Source organism: Bacteroidota bacterium (assembly GCA_016713925.1).
In the GTDB taxonomy this organism is placed as follows: domain Bacteria; phylum Bacteroidota; class Bacteroidia; order AKYH767-A; family OLB10; genus JAJTFW01.
In genome coordinates, this window is sequence record JADJOH010000006.1 from 43,754 (window position 1) to 64,680 (window position 20,927).

General features: G+C 43.1%; 12 protein-coding genes, 1 other RNA gene and 2 pseudogenes. 13 read left to right on the plus strand and 2 right to left on the minus strand.

Annotation, left to right across the window (positions count from 1 at the left end; translation table 11 throughout):
* Positions 1-25: 25 nt before the first annotated feature.
* The 12 genes and pseudogenes from IPJ86_06625 to IPJ86_06680 all read left to right on the plus strand — a co-directional run bounded on the left by IPJ86_06625 (position 26) and on the right by IPJ86_06680 (position 14,811).
* Positions 26-618 (plus strand): annotated as a pseudogene (locus tag IPJ86_06625) (aminodeoxychorismate/anthranilate synthase component II).
* An RNA gene (rnpB, locus tag IPJ86_06630) (RNase P RNA component class A) lies at positions 617-1,017 on the plus strand. The pseudogene IPJ86_06625 and the gene rnpB overlap by 2 nt, the downstream one beginning before the upstream one ends.
* A 527-nt stretch (positions 1,018-1,544) precedes the next feature.
* The gene (locus IPJ86_06635; protein MBK7886976.1) at positions 1,545-1,856 is read left to right on the plus strand and encodes a hypothetical protein; all 312 of its coding nucleotides are present in this window, start codon (positions 1,545-1,547) and stop codon (positions 1,854-1,856) included.
* 217 nt (positions 1,857-2,073) lie between these two features.
* Positions 2,074-2,595 (plus strand): hypothetical protein, encoded by a 522-nt coding sequence (locus tag IPJ86_06640; GenBank protein ID MBK7886977.1) that lies wholly within the window; start codon positions 2,074-2,076, stop codon positions 2,593-2,595.
* On the plus strand, positions 2,552-4,108 hold the full coding sequence (locus IPJ86_06645) for an HDIG domain-containing protein (GenBank protein MBK7886978.1): 1,557 nt from the start codon (positions 2,552-2,554) through the stop codon (positions 4,106-4,108). Before IPJ86_06640 ends, IPJ86_06645 begins: the two co-directional genes overlap by 44 nt.
* Before the next feature lie 347 nt (positions 4,109-4,455).
* Positions 4,456-6,906 carry a TonB-dependent receptor gene (locus IPJ86_06650; protein ID MBK7886979.1) on the plus strand — a complete coding sequence of 817 codons (2,451 nt, stop codon included), beginning with the start codon at positions 4,456-4,458 and terminating at the stop codon, positions 6,904-6,906.
* A gap of 297 nt (positions 6,907-7,203) precedes the next feature.
* Positions 7,204-9,087, plus strand: coding sequence for a DNA mismatch repair endonuclease MutL (gene mutL / locus IPJ86_06655; GenBank protein MBK7886980.1), 1,884 nt, complete (start codon positions 7,204-7,206; stop codon positions 9,085-9,087).
* Positions 9,088-9,108: 21 nt separating this feature from the next.
* Positions 9,109-9,960: a rhomboid family intramembrane serine protease gene (locus tag IPJ86_06660; protein ID MBK7886981.1), complete on the plus strand. Its 852-nt coding sequence runs from the start codon at positions 9,109-9,111 to the stop codon at positions 9,958-9,960.
* A 3-nt stretch (positions 9,961-9,963) separates the two neighbouring features.
* Positions 9,964-10,851 carry a rhomboid family intramembrane serine protease gene (locus tag IPJ86_06665; protein ID MBK7886982.1) on the plus strand — a complete coding sequence of 296 codons (888 nt, stop codon included), beginning with the start codon at positions 9,964-9,966 and terminating at the stop codon, positions 10,849-10,851.
* Positions 10,852-11,036: 185 nt separating this feature from the next.
* Positions 11,037-11,783 carry a CRISPR-associated endoribonuclease Cas6 gene (gene cas6 / locus IPJ86_06670; GenBank protein MBK7886983.1) on the plus strand — a complete coding sequence of 249 codons (747 nt, stop codon included), beginning with the start codon at positions 11,037-11,039 and terminating at the stop codon, positions 11,781-11,783.
* Positions 11,784-12,045: 262 nt separating this feature from the next.
* The gene (locus IPJ86_06675; protein ID MBK7886984.1) at positions 12,046-13,998 is read left to right on the plus strand and encodes a transglycosylase domain-containing protein; all 1,953 of its coding nucleotides are present in this window, start codon (positions 12,046-12,048) and stop codon (positions 13,996-13,998) included.
* A gap of 510 nt (positions 13,999-14,508) precedes the next feature.
* On the plus strand, positions 14,509-14,811 hold the full coding sequence (locus IPJ86_06680; protein ID MBK7886985.1) for a hypothetical protein: 303 nt from the start codon (positions 14,509-14,511) through the stop codon (positions 14,809-14,811).
* Positions 14,812-14,828: 17 nt separating this feature from the next.
* Here the strand turns inward: IPJ86_06680 and msrB are convergent, their stop codons facing one another.
* The gene (msrB, locus tag IPJ86_06685) at positions 14,829-15,401 is read right to left on the minus strand and encodes a peptide-methionine (R)-S-oxide reductase MsrB (GenBank protein MBK7886986.1); all 573 of its coding nucleotides are present in this window, start codon (positions 15,399-15,401) and stop codon (positions 14,829-14,831) included.
* A 165-nt stretch (positions 15,402-15,566) separates the two neighbouring features.
* On the minus strand, positions 15,567-18,509 hold the full coding sequence (locus IPJ86_06690) for an SBBP repeat-containing protein (protein ID MBK7886987.1): 2,943 nt from the start codon (positions 18,507-18,509) through the stop codon (positions 15,567-15,569).
* A 506-nt stretch (positions 18,510-19,015) separates the two neighbouring features.
* Between IPJ86_06690 and IPJ86_06695 the strand changes: the two are divergent.
* A pseudogene (locus IPJ86_06695) lies at positions 19,016-20,919 on the plus strand (type IIA DNA topoisomerase subunit B).
* Positions 20,920-20,927 lie beyond the last annotated feature (8 nt).

The window sequence follows — 20,927 nt, forward strand, 5'->3', positions numbered from 1 at the left end:
CGATATTTGAGCAGTACTTATAAAAATGCTCCTCCTCCTCGATAACTACGATTCGTTTACCTACAACCTGCGGCAGTACCTGGAGGAAATCCTGCAGGACGATGTTGCTGTTTATCGGAATGATGAAATTTCATTAGCCGAGGCCGGTAAATACGATGGATTCGTTTTTTCGCCCGGTCCGGGCCTTCCCAATGAAGCCGGTATTTTGATACCGCTGATAGAACGTTATTTTACGTCGAAGCCCATGCTGGGCATTTGTCTCGGCCATCAGGCGATCACGCTGGCTTTTGGCGGTAAACTGAAGCAGCTGGATTTCGTGCTGCATGGGCTGAGTCGAAAGGTGTATATGAAGGAGCCTTCCCATGGTATTTTTGAGGGTATAAGTACACCGTTTGAAGCCGGTCGCTACCATAGCTGGGTGCCGGATCCGACTCTTTCCGGAAGGTGCTGGAGGTGCTGGCGACGGATGAAGACAATGAAATCATGGTGTTGAAGCATCGGCTTTTTCCTGTCTATGGCATGCAATTTCATCCGGAGTCTGTTTTGACCCCTTGCGGAAAAAAACTTCTCTCCAACTGGCTTGCATTGACAGGACAAAAGCAACTATCTTTGCAATGAAACAAACTGTCTTGTCGCCTCTGTGAAAGCAGGGGAGGAAAGTCCGGGCAGCATAGAGTACCACACTTCCTAACAGGAAGGTCTCGTTTTAGAAATGAAATGGGAACAGATAGTGCCACAGAAAAATATACAACCCACCTGCAAGCTACGGGTGGGTGAAAGGTGAAAACGTGAGGTAAGAGCTCACGGCTTAGTCAGCGATGGCTACGCGGGTAAACCTTGTGGGCTGAAAGGTCAAATAGGTTGGGGAGCAGGGCTGCTCGTCTATCTTCTTCCGCTTGCGGAAGTTGCCCCAATGGGTAGACTGATTCAGGTGGCGCGTGAGCGTCATCGCAGATAAATGACAAGAGTCCACCACCCGGTGGAATACAGAACCCGGCTTATAGGTTTGTTTCATTTTTTATTTTATTATTCTCTTTGACGACAGGTAGGTAATTCGTTTTAGTTAAATTTGAAAATGGTCAGCGGATATCGACGAAATTGGTAGGTAATAAGTAGTTATCAGCCAATGGTAAATAGACTTACACGAACCGACAAAATACCTGTATGAAATTTTTTTTGATTATACTACTTTCCTGCTTGACAATTTGGTCTTGTGCTAATCGAACAGCTGACAATTCAGATTCGGTAGACACGTCTGCAACTAAGGACAATTTAATTTTACCAACCGACACAAGTAGAATACCAATTAATGCGAATTTCCCATTTGGTTGTGCCGACCTGAAAAAAATTTAAATATCCAAAGTACTGGGAAGGAGATTTACAAAATTATGGCCACCTAAAAAACGAATCAGGGAGTTTGAAAATATCGAACAGTGTTTTGATGCTATCAATTTGTCTAAAACAATAAAATCGCCAAGACCTCAAAGCCTGAGTTACTGGAAATTGGGGACAATTTTAAAAACGCATATAATCTGGATACATTAATGCAAAGGTCAATTGACAGTTGCAGGTATCGTTTGCCGGACATGGGCATCTACGAATGTTATTATTCATACGCACATTATGGTAATTTAATGCTTCTTGACCCTAAAACGAATAAAGGAAAATTATTAAATATTTATGGGAACGACTTAGGTGGCGATTCTTATACCCTATTACGCTATTTTTTCATAGACAAAAATGAAATAAATATTTATGAAGCATACTACTATGATGACGGATGTAGCTTGGACGAAACATTTAAAATTGTTGTGAATACAGACGGTGAAATAAAAATTATTCAATTAAAGAAGTAATGAAGGTAGGCGAAACAACTGGCATAATTGCACCTACAAGAAATTGGCGGTTCAGTGGTTAAATGAATCCGATAGCTGAGAGTGGTCAGCCAATATTTAATTTAAAGGATGAGGTGTATTATCAGCCAAAAGACGAAAGTAAGGCGAAGCGACTATCTCGTTAAGTAATTCTTCCCCCAAAACCCTAATTCTGAATTATACTTCTATTTTTGTCGGGATGAATCTGCGGAAAATTTTTATATCGATCAGTAATAAACACGACTTCTATTACAGGGTGGTGCTGGTGTCGATTTCTATTCTTATTATTACTTCCTTCCTGCCGCAACAGGTTCGTTTTAAATACAATTATAAGACAGGTCAACCCTGGAATTATGAAGATTTAAGAGCCCCCTTTGCATTTCCTGTCTTTAAATCGAATGCGGAGCTGGATGCCGAACGGACCAAGTACAATCAGGATGCGCCTCTTTTCTATAAAATGGATTCTACGGTTCAGTATGCAGTGATGGCCATGTTGAAAACGCAACTGGTGAATTTACCGAAAGAGGAAGTGGATCTGGCAGTGAAAACGGTGGCGTCGGTGTATGATTTTGGTGTTTTTGATGAGAAGAAACATTCACTGCCGGCAGAAGGTCAAACCATTAACTTTGGTGCAGGGTGGAGCCTTATCTCAAAGCGACAGATCGATGCATCTGAGTATGGAGCAGGTTCAGGATTTCGTCCGGAAGGAGTTGTCGGATAAAGGAAGAACAGCGAATAAGGATTTGTACAATGGGGTGGTCGCGGCTATTCGTCCTAACCTTGCTTTTGATGCCGACCTGACCTCTGCCTATACCCGCGACTTACTGCGCTCGCTGAGTCCGGTGAAAGGGGAAGTTCAGGAAGGAACGATCATTATCCGGCGTGGACAATTAGTAGGAGAACGGGAATTCTATCAACTCGAATCCCTGCGTAAAGTTTTTCAGGGTGAAGCAACAGTAGAAGCCGCCTTGCCCTGGCTCTATCTGGGTTATCTCTTGCTGGTTTTTACGGCGATTGCGGTGTTGGTTACTTTTCTCTGGATTTTACGGAGAGATATCCTCTTCGACAGCAGGAAAATTACACTCTTGTTTTTGTTGATTATCCTGACCTGCATTATTTATTCGGTATTGCTGGCGAGCAACCGGGTCAATATGCTGATGATGCCGCTCTGTATCCTGCCACTCATCACCCGTGCTTTCTTCGATACCCGCACCGCTTTGTTTACTCATGTGCTCTCGATGCTGATTTTAGGAACCGTCGCCCCCGGTGGATTTAACTTCGTGTACATGCAGGTGATTGCAGGTATGGTGGCCATCTTTAGTATTGTGAACATGAGAAAGCGTTCTCAGCTATTCCTGGCCGTTAGTTTGATTTTTGTGGCGTATATGATTTCATTTGTCGGACTTTCCTTGCTGAATGAAGGCGCCATCACCAAGATTAATCCCATGCAATTTTTGTGGCTGGGAATTAACTGTCTGCTGACCTTATTGAGCTATCCATTGATTTTCTTTATCGAAAAATCTTTCCGCGTGACTTCTGATTTTACACTCATGGAGTTAACGGATTTCAATAGTGAACTTTTACGCGATTTGGGATTAAAAGCACCCGGTACCTTCCAGCATTCTCTGCAAGTAGCCAATCTCGCCGAGTCTGCCATATATAAAATCGGTGGAAATTCCTTGCTGGTGAGAGTGGGAGCCCTTTATCACGATATCGGGAAGATGGATATGCCGATGTATTTTATCGAGAACCAGAGTACTCAAATTAATCCGCACGATGAATTGTCTTTCGATGAAAGTGCGTCGATTATTATCAGTCACGTCATTAGAGGTATCGAGAAAGCGAAGAAGTATAAGCTGCCCGATATTATCATCGACTTTATCCGCACGCACCACGGAACCATGATGGTGCAGTATTTCTACAATAACTATATTAAAAGTTTCCCCGATCAGATTCCGAATGAGGATGATTTCAGATATCCCGGCCCGCGTCCGTTTTCTAAAGAAACCGCTGTGCTGATGATGGCTGATTCAGTGGAAGCCGCCGCCCGCAGTCTGCCCATCCACGATCAGGATGCTATTGATAACCTGGTGGAGAAGATTATCAGCAAGCAAATTGAATCCGGTCAGTTTGAAAATTGTGATATCACCTACCGCGATATATCTTCCATTAAAAAGATTTTTAAGAAAATGCTGACCAGTATTTACCATGTGCGGGTGGCTTATCCGTCTTGATACCACCCCATGCAGCCTTGTAGAGGCGGTATCTCTGTAAGAAAGAAAATCATCTTCTCCACCAATACCGGCACCCGACCTAAGGTCGGGTGCCGGCGGTTAGAGGGAGCTAGGAATTTCTCGGTTACCGAGATACCGCCCCTACAGGGCTTTGCACGAAAATACTGACCATTATTTATCATGTACGTAGGGCTTTTCCGGCTTTGCTTTTCTTTAAGTATTTGTAAAACAACCTTCTGACTTTGCTGACAAAAGTCATTTAGAATTATTCTAAATAAGCTTTGAGTTTTGCGATGCGCATACTTTCTTTGCACCACTATTTAGACTAATTCTAAATAGCATCCCCTATGTATCGCCCGTTTATCTTATTTACATGGCTGTTGCTCTTGGTTTCATTATCGGATTCAATTGGCCAGTCTTCAGAAAATCAATGGTTTATTGAAGGAGCCCTTTCTATTCAGGACAGAAAACTTCATGGTGCTTCGGTGAGTCTTCAGCATACCGGCATTCGGACAATAACGGATAAAGATGGTCGCTTTGAATTGAAGGGCACAACGTCCGGAAATTTTTTACTGGTCATCCACGGACTTGGCTTCTCCGATTTCGATACCTTATTGCATCTGGAAGCAGGCAAAACAACATTGCTCGATTTGAAATTGGATCCCGGCTATTGCGAGATGCCTCAATTGGAAATTTTTAGTTCCCGTTACGATGCCATGCGGAATTTACCCGGCGCAGCAAGTCTGGTGACAGCAGAGCAAATTGAAAAAATCCAACCACTCAGCAGCAATGAAGTCTTGCGCAAAGTAGGGGGTGTGCATGTAGTGGATGAAGAGGGATTAGGCTTACGTCCGAACATTGGTTTCCGCGGACTCGATCCCGACCGTAGCCGCTATGTGATGGTGCTGGAAGATGGAGTGCCCGTTTCCTTAAGTCCTTACGGTGAGCCGGAGATGTATTATTCTCCTTCTATTGATCGCATGCAGCAGGTAGAGGTGTTGAAAGGAAGTTCCTCGATATTATTTGGTCCACGCACGATAGCCGGTGTGATTAATTACCGGACTGCTGATCCTCCCGCTGAGCAGAAGGGCGTGCTGCAACTTACCGCAGGCGATCAGGGGTTCGCCAGTGCAATGCTGGGCTTCGGGACAACGATTGGTAATACCGGCGTGCAGTTGAATTATCTCCGTAAACAGACGGATGATTTTGGAATGCTCCGTTTGAGAATGAACGATGTGGTGACCAAGTTCAGATGGTTCCTCTCTGCAAGATCTGTCGCGGGAATTAAAATCGGTGTGTACGATGAGTTTTCAAATGCGAATTATATAGGAATGACGGAGTCCATGTATCAATCCGGGCAGTATGATGTGGCACGCCTTGCTCCGGATGATCAGTTTCATATTCGTCGCTATTCGCTCTCCGGTACTTATACCTGGAATGTAAGCGATCAATTGCGCATCGAAGGATTGGCCTTTGCCTATTCTACACAGCGGAACTGGGTGCGCCAGGATTTTGCATATAATACCCTTGATTCTTCCGGAATGCTATTGCCCAAACCATCAGATTATTCAGGGGTGACATGGGGAGATGAATCGGTGAGTGGGGGAGCGATTTACATGCGTAACAGTACCGGAAACAGATACCGTACCTTTGATGTGGCCGGTGCGGATCTGCGTCTCCGTTATACCTTTCAGGCATTATCGATGCGGCATGAGTGGAGTGCAGGGATTCGTTTTATGGCGGAGAGAGCGCACGAAATTCGGGTGAATGGATCTAAACCGGGCGCCCTCTCCGGTGAAATCAGCGACGAAGAGTACCGTCCGATTCAAGGTTATAGTGCATTTATTTATGATCAGATTCATGTGGGAAATAAATGGGAAATCTCTCCGGGCATACGAGTAGAATACATGGACTTTACACGTGAAATTGTCAGAGGAAAGTACAAAGTGAATGGTGTCACTCAGGCCAGAGATACCGTCATCAGTACCCGAAGTCAATTGTCTGAAGTGATCCCCGGCATTGGATTCGTGTACCATCCAGCTAAAAAGGTCTGCTTGTTTGGCGGAGTACATAAAGGATTCGCGCCTCCCCGTATCAAGGACGCAATCACCACAGATGGCGTCGATCAGGAATTGTCAGCGGAGCTGAGCTGGAATTATGAACTGGGTATCAGAGCAGATTTCTTTCAATCACTTCACCTGGAACTCACGGGCTTTTATCTCGATTTTGAAAATCAGGTGATACCTGTTTCTGAATCTTCCGGAGGAACCGGCGCTGGTCTCGTGAATGGCGGAGAAACTAAAAGTACCGGAGTAGAAGCAACTCTTTCTTTTTCTTCAGCCAATATCATCTCCTCCCCCTGGCAGCTGAGTCTCCTCACTACAATGACCTATACCGAAGCGCTTTTTGATGCCGATCGGTTTATCGGAACAGCAGAGAATGCAGTGAATATTAAAGGGAATACATTGCCCTATGCACCCACCATTTCAGGGAATAGTTTACTCTCGGTTTTATCTCCCATCGGATTGAGATTTAATGTGAACATGCAATATACCGGTGCGCAGTTTACCGATGTGAAGAACACCGAAGCCCCTGCTGCCAATGGTCTCACCGGTGAACTTCCCGCTTTTTATACAGTAGATGCCGGATTAAGCTATGAATGGAAAAAGGCCAACACTCAGATATCCTGCTCCGTGAAAAATGTCACCGATGAGCGCTACATCTATACCCGTCGTCCCCAAGGTATCCGAGTCGGTTTAGAACGCATGATATTTTTCGGCGTCAAGAAAAATTTCTAATGCCTCTTTGCAATCTAAAATCCTAACACTCATTAAATTCTTTTTCCACAACCGATATTGCTTTCATTCTCCTTAGTGCCTTCTTAGTGCTCTTGTGCCTTAGTGGTAAAAGAGACAAATTTTCGGTACTACCATAAGTCGACCTTTAAAGTTATAGATAGCTTTATTCCTTGTCGAAATGATTCGTTTTTATCATTCGAAAGTTTAAAGTCTTGATTATACTATCGTTAAAATATCCATAGCTTCGATTTTGATGCAGGAATCTCCTGTGGCGAATACTACCTTTGTCGGAAGTTTATGGCTGATATTATTCGTTTATTGTCGGAGAATGTCGCGAATCAGATCGCGGCGGGTGAGGTGATTCAACGTCCTGCTTCTGCGGTGAAAGAAATGCTGGAGAACGCCATGGATGCCGGTGCTTCCCGCGTGCAGTTGATTTTGCTCGATGCCGGTAAAACCCTTATCCAGGTGATTGATGATGGTTCAGGCATGAGTGAAACAGATGCCCGCTTGTGTTTTGATCGTCACGCGACTTCTAAAATCAGAAAAATTGATGATCTCTTTACCCTGCATACCATGGGTTTCAGAGGAGAGGCACTGGCTTCGATTGCTTCAGTAGCTCAGGTGGAAATGAAAACGCGTCGTGCTGAATTTGAATTTGGTCAGCGGGTAGTGGTGGAAGGCGGAACCTTCATGGTTCAGGAAGCAGCAGTGATGCCGGGCGGGACTTCTATCGCCGTGAAGAATCTCTTTTTCAATGTGCCGGCCCGCAGAAATTTTCTGAAATCGAATCCCGTCGAATCCCGTCATATTCAGGAGGAGTTTATCCGTATCGCTCTGGCAAATCCGCATATTTCGTTTAGTATGCACCATAACGAAGCTCAGGTTTTCGATTTACGTACAGGCAATCTGCGTCAGCGGATCTCTGCGATCTTTGGAAATGCGTACAATGAACGTCTGGTGCCGGTAGAAGAAGAAACAACGATCGTGCGCATTGAAGGCTATATCGGTAAGCCGGAGTTCGCGAAGAGGAACAGGGGAGAGCAGTACTTTTATGTGAACAATCGTTTCATTAAAGATAATTACCTGCATCATGCCGTATCTTCCGCTTTTGATTCATTGATTCCCAAAGAAGCCTATCCATCCTATTGGTTGAAGTTGTCGGTGAATCCTGCCGATATCGATGTGAATATTCATCCTACAAAAACGGAAATTAAATTTCAGCACGATAAAGAAATTTATGCCATCATTAAAGCTGCTGTAAAAAGAGCACTCGGTCGCTTCAGTGTGGCCCCATCTCTCGATTTTGAACAAGAACCGGCCTTCGATCTGCCCCTGTCCAAACTGAGTGAGATGCCCGTGCAGCCGCAAATCCGTATCAACCCCAATTATAATCCCTTCCGTCAGGAACAACGCGAACAGGAGCTAAAAGGCAACGGTTTACAGCCGGCAAGTGGAGATTTCGGTGGAAGAAGTTTTCAAACTTCCCGATCGGATGTGAGAGCCTGGCTGGAAGTTCATAAAGACACTGCCGTGCAGCAGGAGATAACGCATGCGGATAGCCGAAATCATCCGGTGATTGATCTGCTGAACGTTTTTGAAGAACTCGATGATTTCCGCTTTGTGCTGGTGAGCCCGGGTATTGTGGCCGCCGCTCACGCACGAGGTCTGGTCTTGTTTGATCTTCCCGCCGCCCGTGAAAGAATATTGTACGAAAAATTCCTCTATGCTTTTTCGAAACATCATCTCCCTTCGCAGCAGCAGTTGTTCCCTCCGCAAATCAACCTGAGCCCGAATGATTTCCTGCTGGTTAGAGAGCTGCAGGAAGATCTGCGAAAAATCGGTTTTGATATTACAGAGTTTGGTCAGCATACGATTGTGGTGCAGGGTGTCCCCGGTGGATTGGATCCCGGCTCTGAACAGGCTACCTTACAGGCCTTGCTGGAGCAATACAGAATGAATAAAGATAAATTGCAATTGCCGGTCCACGAAAACCTGGCCCGCTCACTGGCAAGATCCTTCCTCCTGCGACAGCAATTGAATTATTCTTCACGTGAACTGCGTCAGGTAGCCATCGATTTGTTGCATTGTGATCAGCCCTTTTATGGCGTAAATGGAAAAGTGATATTGAAGAGTTTGGAAACAGAACAGTTAAATCAGTTTATGCAATCGGCCGGTTAATTTCGCCGTTAAAGTATACCTATGTCCTATCAGCAATTTCGTCCTATGCGTTGGCAGATACTACCCCCGGTAGTAAAAAATCTGTTGATCATTAATGGCATCATGTTTCTCGCGACGGTGGTCCTGGAGAGTAAACTGGGACTGGATTTAACATCCTACCTGGGCCTGCATTTCGTGACCAGTCCTCAGTTTGAACCGTATCAGTTTGTGTCGCATCTGTTCATGCACGGAAGTATGTTGCATATTTTTTCCAATATGTTTGCGCTGTGGATGTTCGGCAATGTGCTGGAAAATGTTTGGGGAGGGAAGAAGTTTTTAACGTATTACCTCATCACGGGACTTGGTGCCGCGTTTATTCATACCATTTTTTCCTGGTACGATATTTCAAAGATGCAGGATAGCGTTGATCTTTTTCTCGCGCATCCGCAGCCGATGGATTTTAAGATGTTGGTCACCAAATACCAAAGCTTTTTGAGAAGTGAAGATATTGCAGCGCTCAATGAATTATTAACGAACTGGGCGGCGATGCCCTCTAATCCCGAGATGATCAATACTGCAAGTGCATTTGCTCAGGGTCTCGTGGAAAGAAAGGCGGATATCCCTACCGTGGGAGCCTCCGGTGCTGTCTTCGGTGTATTGCTGGCCTTCGGAATGATGTTTCCCAATACAATTATCTATATTTATTTCGCCATTCCAATGAAAGCGAAGTGGTTTGTGATGTTGTATGGGTTGTTTGAATTGTATAGCGGCATTCAGAATAATCCTTCAGATAATGTTGCACATTTCGCTCACCTCGGTGGAATGCTCTTTGGTTATTTGCTTATTCGCTCGTGGAGAAAAAATATGTACCGGCCCTATCAGGATGATTATTAAACGATGAGTAAACTACTGGATGATATCAAAATGCAGTTTACAGGTGCAGAAGCCTTGTACCGCTTATTGCTGATTAATTGTGCCGTATTTTTATTGATTACCGTTTCAAGATCTGTTTTCTTTCTGGCCGGTGCCGATAATGGAACCGTGGAGTGGGTGGTGATGAAATTGAGTCTGCCGGCTGATTTATCAGCGCTGCTGCGTCAACCCTGGACATTCCTCACCTATATGTTTTTGCATACCGGACTGCTTCATATTTTATTTAATATGCTTATTCTTTTTTGGACCGGTCGCCTCTTTACCGAGTATTTAGGCAATGCAAAACTTTGGGCTACGTATGTGGCAGGAGCATTGGTGGGTGCCCTCGCTTATGTGATTTCATTTAATCTTCTGCCGGCTTTCGATGGAACTGTTTCAAGCAGCTATCTGATGGGTGCTTCTGCAGGAGTCATCGCGGTGCTGGTCGCAGTGGCTACACTCTTGCCGGATTATGTCGTGCACTTGCTGATTTTTGGTGCGGTGAGATTGAAGTATGTCGCCATTTTTTCAATCGTCCTTTATTTTATTTCTATTCCTCTCGGAAATGCAGGCGGACATATCGCCCATCTTGGAGGTGCTTTGTTCGGTTACCTGATGATTGTACAACTGCGGAAAGGTCGGGATCTTACAGCATGGTTGACCGGACTCTCCACTATGAAATTGAGATCAAAACCGGTGAAAATGACGGTCGTTAAATCCGGTCGCGGCCGGTATAATTCCGATGATCTGCATGAAGGCATCGCCAGTCAGGAGCTCGTTGACCGTATTCTGGATAAGATAAATAAGTCCGGTTTCGATAGCCTTTCTAAGGAAGAAAAGGAAATATTGTATAAAGCCAGTGGCAAGAAGTGATCAATGAAACCAGTTCCTGAATTAGGAAAACAGCCTCCCAAATTGGGAATTTACTGTTCGTTTAGAAGCTTTTACACAGCCATTTTATAACTTAATTTATTTATAATCAATAATTTTTGCTTTTTTCAGATTTTTGGCATAAACATGGAATATTAACGAATTGTTATTTTAAAAACCATAAAAAAATGCGTGTAAAAATCTCATTTCTACGTGATCAGATGTCGGCAAATACGATCCCACTGCATCACCAAACATTAATTGCAGAAAGCCTTTACCAGATTATTGATGGATTCGGAGGCGACCGCAATTTGTTCAATTTCTCTAGTCTGAAAGGGACTTCTAAGATTCAGAACGGCTTCATGCGTTTTCTGTCTTCTAAAGTGACCCTGGTGCTTTCAGCCAGAAGCTCAGAGCAGATGGAGCAATTAGTAGCAAAAGTTTTTGAAATGCCTTACCTGGCTGTAGGCAAAATGAATCTCATGCCGCGAAGTCATGAAATCATTCAGGATCCGGAGTTCAACACTAAAATGCGTTACCTCTGCATCAGCCCGATGATTCTTGTTGATCCTCACAAAGACCCTGAAAAGAGTCAGATCACTATTGATCCTACCTCTCAGGAGTTCTCTGACATTCTTTACGAGCAAACCCTCGACAGAATGGAGAAAGCAGGATATTCTGAAGCAGATCTCAACAATTTCGCTGAATTCGATGCGCAGCCTGACCACGAATACGTGCAGAAGCTCAATGAAACAGGAAAGAAATTCGCACGCTATTACCGTGCAGCCAATGGAAGTACGATGATGGGGTATCTTTTACCTTTCACATTGCACGCACACCCTGATGTTCAGAAATTTATCTGGGAATCAGGAGTAGGCGCCATGAGTGAGCAGGGCTACGGAATGGTAGATCTGGTGAAGTTAGCCGTTGCTTAAAAAGTAACTAATAGTTCATTGCATTTCGGGTAGGTACAACCATCCAACCTTCATCCATTAAATGAAGGAGGATTGATCGACTGCTTCGCAAGCATTGAAAAAAGAATAATATAAAGTCATTGAGGCTGTTTCCTTCACGGGAGCAGCCTCTTTGTTTTCAAACTTTCGGGCTAATTTTCCTGTTGCTTAAGTGTGAAATTAAATTTGCTTTCTTATTTTCGCCTCTATGGAGATGTGCTCACTGTTGTAAATGCGCTGATGGATGAAATCGTTTAAATGGGTATTGATAGTTGTTTTTGTGTTTTTTCTGTTGGCAACTACATTGTTGCTGATCCGCGAACCGGTACTTGATTTTATCGTGGGTAAGATTAAAGTAAAAGTCAGTGAAAAGTACAATGCGGAGTTGATCATTGCAGAAGCGGATTTTAGTGGTATCCGTGATCTGGTGTTGAAGGATATCAGTCTGGTTCCGGAAAATGGTGATACGCTGATTACTATAAAACGCCTCCAGGCAAAGATCAGCATTTCAAAATTATTGCGGCTGCGCCCCGGCGTTAGAGAACTGCTCGTGGATACCGGTCGCATTCAGCTGGTACGTAGAGCAAATAGCGATAACTTCTCCTTTCTGCTGAAAAGAAAAGGGGGGGCCGCATCCGATACTACACTCTCCACTTCAACTTCCGGATTCAATGATCGATTTATGGGGATTCTCGAGAAAGTGAATGAGCTTTTCGATGAACGTATTACCTTCCGGCAATTTCGAATTGTGTATAAAAGAGCCGATGTGGAAGAGATGGTGCAGATCCCCGAATTGTATTTTGATGGAAGGGAATTTAAATCGAGTATCATCACTTCTTCCAAAGAAGGCGTGAACCTCTGGCTGGTAAATGGTGTTGCAGATCCCGACAGGAGCAGGTATGATTTCTCCCTACGCAAGACGCGCGGTGGTGAATTTGCCTTGCCCTTTTTCGATCTGTTTGACGGATTTAAAATTTGCTTTGATTCCGCCCATGTGGCTTTCTCCGCAATGGAGCATCGTGGAAACGTGGAAGTGAAAAGTGATTTCAGAATTCATAATTTTCTGGCGAATCACTGGCGCATCGCTCCCGGTGATGTGAGGATTCCATTAATGAAATTCGATGTCCTTGCATTTGCCGATGAAGATAGCATAGGTTTGAAAAGAGGTACGGTTTTTACACTCAATGAACTTCCCGTAAATATAACAGCATCGTATAGCCGTCAACCGGAACGTCGCTTCCGTCTGCTAACCGATTTTAATACAGGAAATGCACAGGATGTATTTAATGCCTTGCCGGAGGGCATGTTTTATACCTTTAAAGGGTTCAGAGCAAGCGGAGGTCTCGCCTATACGTTGCATGTAGATCTGCCGGTAGATAGCCCTGATGGCCTTGTTTTCAACTCATCGATGACTGGTGATAAACTGAAAATTGAAAGTTACGGGACAGAGAATTTTTCCAAGATCAGTTCACCGTTTAATTTTTTAGCAATGGATAAGGAACGTCCGGTGCGGAGTTTTGAAGTGGGTCCGGAGAATCCTTATTTTACACCCTTACCTTTTATTTCAAAATACCTGCAGGATGCCGTCCTGACAGCGGAAGATCCTTCGTTTATGAATCACAATGGTTTTGTGGAGGAAGCGTTTAAGGAATCTATCATTACCAATATCAAGGAGAAGCGGTTCGCTCGTGGTGGAAGTACAATCAGTATGCAATTCGTGAAGAATGTGTTTTTAAGCCGGAATAAGTCGGTGAGCAGAAAGATTGAAGAAATCATGATCGTCTGGCTGATGGAATCAAAAAGATTAGTGAGCAAGGAGCGGATGTTTGAAGTCTATTTGAACATCATCGAGTGGGGACCCAATGTGTATGGCATTGGTGAGGCCTCGCGTTTTTATTTCAGTAAGTCGCCCGATGAGTTGACCCTTGGCGAGAGTATTTTCTTGTCAAGCCTGATTCCGAGTCCGAAGTATTTCCGCTATCGCTTCGATCCCAATGGGAATCTGAAACCTTATATGGAAAATTATTTCAAACTCATAGCGGGCCGCCTGGCAACGCGTGAGAAAATCCCACAAATAGAAGCCGATAGTCTGCAGCCCTTCATCAAATTGGCCGGACCCGCCTTGGAATTCGTGCAACCTGTCGATACGATCCCTGTGGATACGCTGGAGTTGATTCCGGTAGTTCCCGCGCCCTAGTCGTTTTCTTATAGATGTTTTCCCATGGAATCTGGAAGGGATAAGACATCATTGAGAAGTCTTGAGTGTAGAAGCCCTGTAGGGGCGGCATCTTTGTAATAGAAATCATCTTCCCCACCAGCCTGCATCCGACCTGAGGTCGGATGCAGGCGGTTGAAAGAAGAAGGAAGTTTGTCGGTTACAGAGATGCCGCCCCTACAGGGCTTATTAGTAAGATATATCCATCTCCGTTCTGACGATAATTAATTCTTCCCACTGCAAATAAACAACGCTGAGGATTGTCATAGCACTCTTCGGATTTTAAATAAAGGTGCCCCGGTTCGGAACTCAGGAGAATTTGTTGTACTTTAGTGGACTATTTCACGAGTATAGACATGCAACTAAAAGTTACATTTATCTTCTTCCTGGCCCTCATTATGACCCTGCATAGTTGTAAGCAAGAAGAGCAAAAAAGCAGATCAGGAATGTGCCCCACTAAATCCAAATGGAGATAGTGAACTCTCTCTCCTCATGCGCAAGATGGCAACACTGGCGGAGGAAAATGCCATCGCTATCCGTGAAGGAAAGGAACTGGCTCCCTATGATGGCAGCTTTGATAAAATGCTGAATGCAAAACGTAGTATGCATATTGAGGAAGATTTTTTTCAGGGAATGGCAAAGACGTACATCTCTACCATCAACAAATTGTATGAGGCAAAGCCGGAAGATCGATTAGCCTTGCACAATAATCTGATTCAAACCTGTCAGTCTTGTCACGGTGAAACCTGCAGAGGCCCCTTGAAGCGCATTGATAAAATGCTCGTGACGCTGTAGCTTTTTCCGGTCAGGAATTATTTCGTTTTTTCTGCCGGTGTTTTCTCCGCGTCACCTTCAAAATCCAGGCTAATTGAATTCATGCAAAACCGTTTTCCGGTAGGAGGGGGGCCATCGTCAAAAATATGTCCGAGGTGGGAGTCGCATCTTCCACAAACCACTTCTACACGAATCATCCCATAACTTTTATCTTCATGGTACTTTACACTGGTTGGACGAATACTTTCGTAAAAACTCGGCCATCCGCAACCGGAAGCAAATTTCGAATCGGATTTGAAAAGAGCGTTCCCGCAAGCGGCGCAATAGTAGGTGCCTAATCCTTCATAGTCCCAGTATTTACCGGTAAACGCTCGTTCTGTATTCGCATGACGGGCGATTTGATAAAGATCATCGGGGAGGATTTTTTTCCATTCTTCGTCAGCTAATTTAAGTGAAGACGTATCGGTTTTAGAATAGTATTTGTGATGTTCAATTGGTTGAGTCATACTGTTTGTAATTTCTGGTGTAGGTGGAATAAACTTATCAGTTTGACCCGAACACTGTGTAAAACTAAGGGCGATAAGGATAATTGGGATGAGAAATGGTTTCATTGGTCATTACAACGTCACTTGAAAGGATTTATTATATTGTAATCTTAATACAATTAACTTGATGCATAAGTTAAAACTATTTAGAGCTTTTTGGAGCTAGTGAATGGTAGGGAAGGTAGTTTGAAAGTAGTATTCTTTAAAAGTTAAATAGTAGTAAATCACATTTTATAACTTTACCAATCGTTCAATTCCCTGATTCTTATTCGCTCTTATTTTAAGAATATACATGCCGCCATGTGCGTTGGTAATGTCCAATTGAATGTTGTTTTCGTTACAAATTACCCTGCTTTGTATTACTTTCCCAGCCATATCATAGACTTCAAGGATTGCTTCTTTCGGAAATCCATTTTCACAAGTTATTTGATATACGCCTTCGGAAGGATTGGGAGAGATAGTGAAGACGTTGTTTTTCAACCCTTCTTCAATGGTTGCACAAACGTTAACGATAATGGTACCGGTAGCATTTACTAAGGGGCCGCATAGACCCATTGTTATTGTATAATTATAAATTCCGGAAGTTGTAGGAATGCCTTGCAGGATAAGCGTATCATCAGAAAAAGTTAAAAATACTCCGGTTGGAAGTCCGGCAATACTCTGAACGATCGGATTTCCTACAGTCAGGTGGGTGATATTGGGCATCATTGTATTTACACAAAGTGAGGGAGACAATGAAGCCGGACCTACTCCTACAGCCGGAATCACTTCCAATACCCCGGTTTTGACTGAAACACCTCCGCAATCAAGACTGGCACTTATTGTATAGTTATAAATACCACTGGAAATTGGAGTTCCACTTATGACAACAGTATCCGATGTCCAGGTGCCGGTTATTCCAGGTGGCAGCCCTGTAATGATGACATTTGTAGCGAAAGAGGTTCCGCCAACTGTATAGGAAATGGTTGTAATAGGTGTATTAATACAACGTACTTGACTCACGGAGTTTGAAGATGAAGTCAAACCGAGACCCGACAAGCACATTTTGCTGACGAAAGATTCATAATCATTATTTGAGATCGTTGTTTGAAATGATCCGGGAGTAATTGGTAAATCGCTAGATTTAGTACTTCCTGCAATGTATACGTAGCCTGCTGCATCAATTGCAATGGCATCTCCCAGTTCAAAATCAGTTCCACCAAAATAAGTGGAATAAATCAAATTACTTCCGGTGGTGTTAAGTTTAATAACAAAAGCATCATTATCGTTGTTACTACCAATAATTGGTTGAATGGCATCGGATGTGATATCAAAATCATCTGAAGAAGTACTACCTGAAACAAATACATTGAGGGAATTGTCAAGGACAATCGCATTCCCGGCTTCAGATCCTACTCCTCCAATAAATGTTGAATACAATAAGGCGGTTCCGGCAGCATTTATTTTAGTAATGAAAATATCAGAGGCGCCATCTTTTACCGACTGGTAGCACGAAACTGTAATTGGATAATCATAAGAGAGGGTTGAGCCTGTGATATAAGCATTACGGGAAGGGTCAATGGTGATAGCTAATGCATAATCACTGCTAACACCACCTAAATATGTGGAATAAACTAAAAATGAAGCTGTAAGACTTAATTTAGTAATAAAAGCATCTCTGTTTCCTGACAGTGTATTTGAAAACGCCCCAACAGTTACATCGTAATTGGTAGAATACGTCGCTCCTGTTATATAGGCACTTCCAAAATTATCAACTGCGATTGAATAACCAAAATCATTATCATTTCCACCAATATAGGTAGCGTATAAAATGGCTGTACCGGTGGCATTGAGTTTCATAACAAATACATCACTCTGGCCATTGTTGGTAGATTGAAAAACCCCTGGTGATGTATAAAAATCAGAAGAAGTTGTATAACCTGTCATGTATGAATTTCCTGCTGTGTCAATCGTGATTGAATAGCTTGCATCTATCAAGCTACCACCCAAAAAGGTTGAAAAGACCAATGCGGTTCCTGAAGAATTCACTTTGGTGACAAATGCATCGAAGTCTCCTGCTATGGATGGTTGTAATGACCCGGCGGTTGTAGCGAAGTTTGTGGAATTTGTTCTTCCTGTAATATAGGAATTGCCGGCGTCATCAAGAACAATATTATAACATTGATCAGTAGCCATTCCGCCAAGGAATGTGGAATACACCAAATTGGAACCTGTAGCACTTAGTTTTGTAAGGAAAATATCAAAATTCCCACCTGAATAAATAGTTTGAAATCCTCCCGGAACAATATCATAGTCAGCAGCTCCGGTTGACCCAGTAATAAATGCATTTCCTACACTATCCAGGACGAGCGCATTGCATTCGTCCCATCCATTCCCTCCTGCATAAGTAGAATAAATTAGCGGATCAATAATTAAAGTTTGATTTTTATCGTAGGCCCCTAATGCAAATGAAAAACTATTGCCGGTTTCAATAAATTTAGCAGACACCTGTTTCTTATTTTGTTGTTGATAACAATACAAGTCGGCATTTTTTACTTCTCCAAAGCAAGTTGAAAATACCAGTTCGCCTCTTTCATTCAAAAAATTTTTATCGCTTCCTTCTAATTTAAAATGTATTTGACCCGGGTCAGCCCCGGGATGAACAATATAATCATAGCGTAAAGTTCCTTTATCAAAATAATAGCGCATATCAATACCATCATAAACATTTTGAACAACAGCTTCTTTATATAAGCCTACATAACTTGCATACTTGCCGGGATCGTTTCCAATTAAATAATTATAATAACCTTCTTGTTTTTGTTTACCAAGTGTGGTTACTTCAATATTATTTCCAAGGAGTGAATAGGATACTCTTTGTCCCCAACGTTTGTAATTTTTGTGCCGGTGTTTGTCCGGAATACTTTCTGGTTTTTCTTTAGATCCCGAAAGTTCAATTTCCTCAGTTTTGTAATACTCATACAACATCCCCTTTTTAGTGATCCATGTATTCAATCCGCTTGATTGTAATAAAAACAGTACTTCAGTTGGCCATTGTCCTTTGTTCTCAATGAAAAACAGCCGGTCTTTTGTTGAAAGTGTTTGTTTTGCCTCTAAAGTGGTTTCAATATGTTGTGCCTGAAGTGTTAGAGAGCCAATGAAAATAATCGAAGTAAAAAGTAAATGTTTTTTCATGATTAATAGTAGATATTAAATTCAAATGGGAGTTATACAAATCTATTATAAAAGTATTGGAAACTGTCAGGTCCCTTTATCTAATATGTTGAAGTAAGGTCTGTTTATGTTCACCGACTTGAAGATTTACCTTGTTCTCCATGCGAATGGTTTGAAGAAAGGCATGTCGGCCTCAATTCAAATTTGAATTTTATTATTTGTAATGGTTTAAAAATCAATGTAAAAGGCGTATTGGGAATTAAAGTAAATGACGTTCCCAATTTTGGAATGAGGATTTTATTAACTATTTTGCGAGAAAGAAGGCGGATTCAGGAAAAACTGAAAGTGATTAACGCTTGATTTTTAACATCTTCAAGGATTAGTGAAAAATTTTCACAGGGGAAATGTTGATAACGGAAGGCGGAATGAATGAATTTGTGGATAGCATTGAGATAACTTTGAAATCGACGGGTGAATTTTTCCGAATTTTGCACCTGGATTTGCAAAAGACAATAGAGCACTAAGAAATGGCGAAGAAGCAAGCAACATTGGATCATAATTACACAGAGGATAGTATACAATCACTTGACTGGAAGGAACATATACGTCTCCGTCCGGGAATGTATATCGGTAAACTGGGTGATGGATCAGCGAAGGATGATGGTATTTATGTCCTGATGAAGGAAGTCATTGATAATTGTATCGATGAATATGTCATGGGCTATGGTAAAACGATAGAAATTGAAGTCCGTGAAGGTCGTGTGCGTGTGCGTGATTATGGTCGCGGTATTCCGCTGGGGAAAGTAGTGGAATGCGTGAGTAAGATCAACACCGGAGGTAAGTACGATAGTCAGGCCTTTCAGAAATCAGTGGGTTTAAATGGAGTGGGTACGAAGGCGGTGAATGCGCTCTCGAGTTTTTTCCGTGTGCAGAGTGTCAGAAATGGAAGAACAACCTGGGCCGAGTTTGAACGGGGAGAATTGAAGAAACAGAAGAACGATCAATCCACCGACCTGCAAGACGGTACTGAAGTGACTTTTTATCCCGACGGAGATATTTTCCTTGATCATGATTTTCGGATGGAGTATATCGAAACGATGGTGCGCAATTATTGCTACCTGAATGTCGGTATGAAAATTATGCTGAATGGTCAGGAGTTCAGGAGTGAAAACGGTCTCATGGACCTGTTGAAAGCGAATATCAGCGATGAAGCTTTGTATCCCGTCATTCATATCAAAGGAAAGGATATTGAAGTGGCATTCACGCATACTACGTCCTACGGTGAAGATTATTATAGTTTCGTGAATGGTCAGCACACGACGCAAGGTGGAACCCATCTGGCTGCTTTCAGAGAGGCGATTGTTAAAACAGCACGTGATTTTTATGGAAAGGATTTTGATCCGAGTGATGTACGGACTTCTATCACTGCAGCAGTAAGTATCCGCATTCAGGAGCCTGTGTTTGAATCGCAAACGAAAACGAAACTGGGTTCATTGAATACCTTCCCCGGGGGACCTTCGCTGCGAAACTGGATCAATGAATTTGTAACGCAGCAACTGGATAATTTCCTGCACAAGCATCCGGAAACCGCCGAAGCCTGGAAGAAGAAAATCCTGCAGAGTGAAAGGGAACGTAAAGAGATCGCCGGGATTAAAAAGCTGGCCAACGAACGCGCTAAGAAAGCCAATCTCCACAATAAAAAACTTCGCGATTGTCGTGTCCATCTCAACGATCTGAAGAATCCACAGCGTCTCGAAACAACTTTGTTTATTACCGAGGGAGATTCTGCTTCCGGTTCTATCACGATCGCCCGTGACGTGAATACACAGGCAGTGTTTAGTCTGAAAGGAAAACCGCTGAACTGTTTCGGCCTTACGAAGAAGATCGTGTATGAGAACGAAGAGTTCAATCTCATGCAGAATGCACTCGACCTCGAAGATACCATTGAGAATTTGCGTTACAATCGGATTGTTGTCGCTACCGATGCCGATGTGGACGGAATGCATATCCGTCTTTTATTGCTGACTTTCTTCCTTCAGTTTTTCCGGATGTGGTGAAGAATGGTCACGTCTTTATCCTGCAAACACCTTTGTTCCGTGTAAGAAATAAAAAGGAAACGATTTATTGCTACAGTCAGATGGAGAAACAACTGGCGATGCAGAAGCTGGGAGCGAAGCCGGAAATTACCCGTTTCAAAGGACTCGGTGAAATTTCTCCCGATGAGTTTAAGAATTTTATTGGTCGTAAAATGCGACTCGATCCTGTAATCCTGACCGGCGAGACATCCTTGCATGGCTTGTTAGATTACTATATGGGAAAAAATTCTCCGGAACGTCAGGAATTTATCATCCGCAATTTGCGCATAGAGGAAGAACTAGAGCCGCTGCCGGAAGAAAAGGAGATCACGGAATCTGAAACCGTTGAAGCCTGATCGTTTTT

Excerpts from the sequence above, each read along its gene's own strand:
- IPJ86_06635 (MBK7886976.1), top strand. The coding sequence starts at position 1,545 with ATGCAAAGGTCAATTGACAGTTGCAGGTATCGTTTGCCGGACATGGGC.
- IPJ86_06640 (MBK7886977.1), top strand. The coding sequence starts at position 2,074 with ATGAATCTGCGGAAAATTTTTATATCGATCAGTAATAAACACGACTTC.
- IPJ86_06645 (MBK7886978.1), top strand. The coding sequence starts at position 2,552 with ATGGAGCAGGTTCAGGATTTCGTCCGGAAGGAGTTGTCGGATAAAGGA.
- IPJ86_06650 (MBK7886979.1), top strand. The coding sequence starts at position 4,456 with ATGTATCGCCCGTTTATCTTATTTACATGGCTGTTGCTCTTGGTTTCA.
- mutL (MBK7886980.1), top strand. The coding sequence starts at position 7,204 with ATGGCTGATATTATTCGTTTATTGTCGGAGAATGTCGCGAATCAGATC.
- IPJ86_06660 (MBK7886981.1), top strand. The coding sequence starts at position 9,109 with ATGTCCTATCAGCAATTTCGTCCTATGCGTTGGCAGATACTACCCCCG.
- IPJ86_06665 (MBK7886982.1), top strand. The coding sequence starts at position 9,964 with ATGAGTAAACTACTGGATGATATCAAAATGCAGTTTACAGGTGCAGAA.
- cas6 (MBK7886983.1), top strand. The coding sequence starts at position 11,037 with ATGCGTGTAAAAATCTCATTTCTACGTGATCAGATGTCGGCAAATACG.
- IPJ86_06675 (MBK7886984.1), top strand. The coding sequence starts at position 12,046 with ATGAAATCGTTTAAATGGGTATTGATAGTTGTTTTTGTGTTTTTTCTG.
- IPJ86_06680 (MBK7886985.1), top strand. The coding sequence starts at position 14,509 with ATGCGCAAGATGGCAACACTGGCGGAGGAAAATGCCATCGCTATCCGT.
- msrB (MBK7886986.1), bottom strand. The coding sequence starts at position 15,401 with ATGAAACCATTTCTCATCCCAATTATCCTTATCGCCCTTAGTTTTACA.
- IPJ86_06690 (MBK7886987.1), bottom strand. The coding sequence starts at position 18,509 with ATGAAAAAACATTTACTTTTTACTTCGATTATTTTCATTGGCTCTCTA.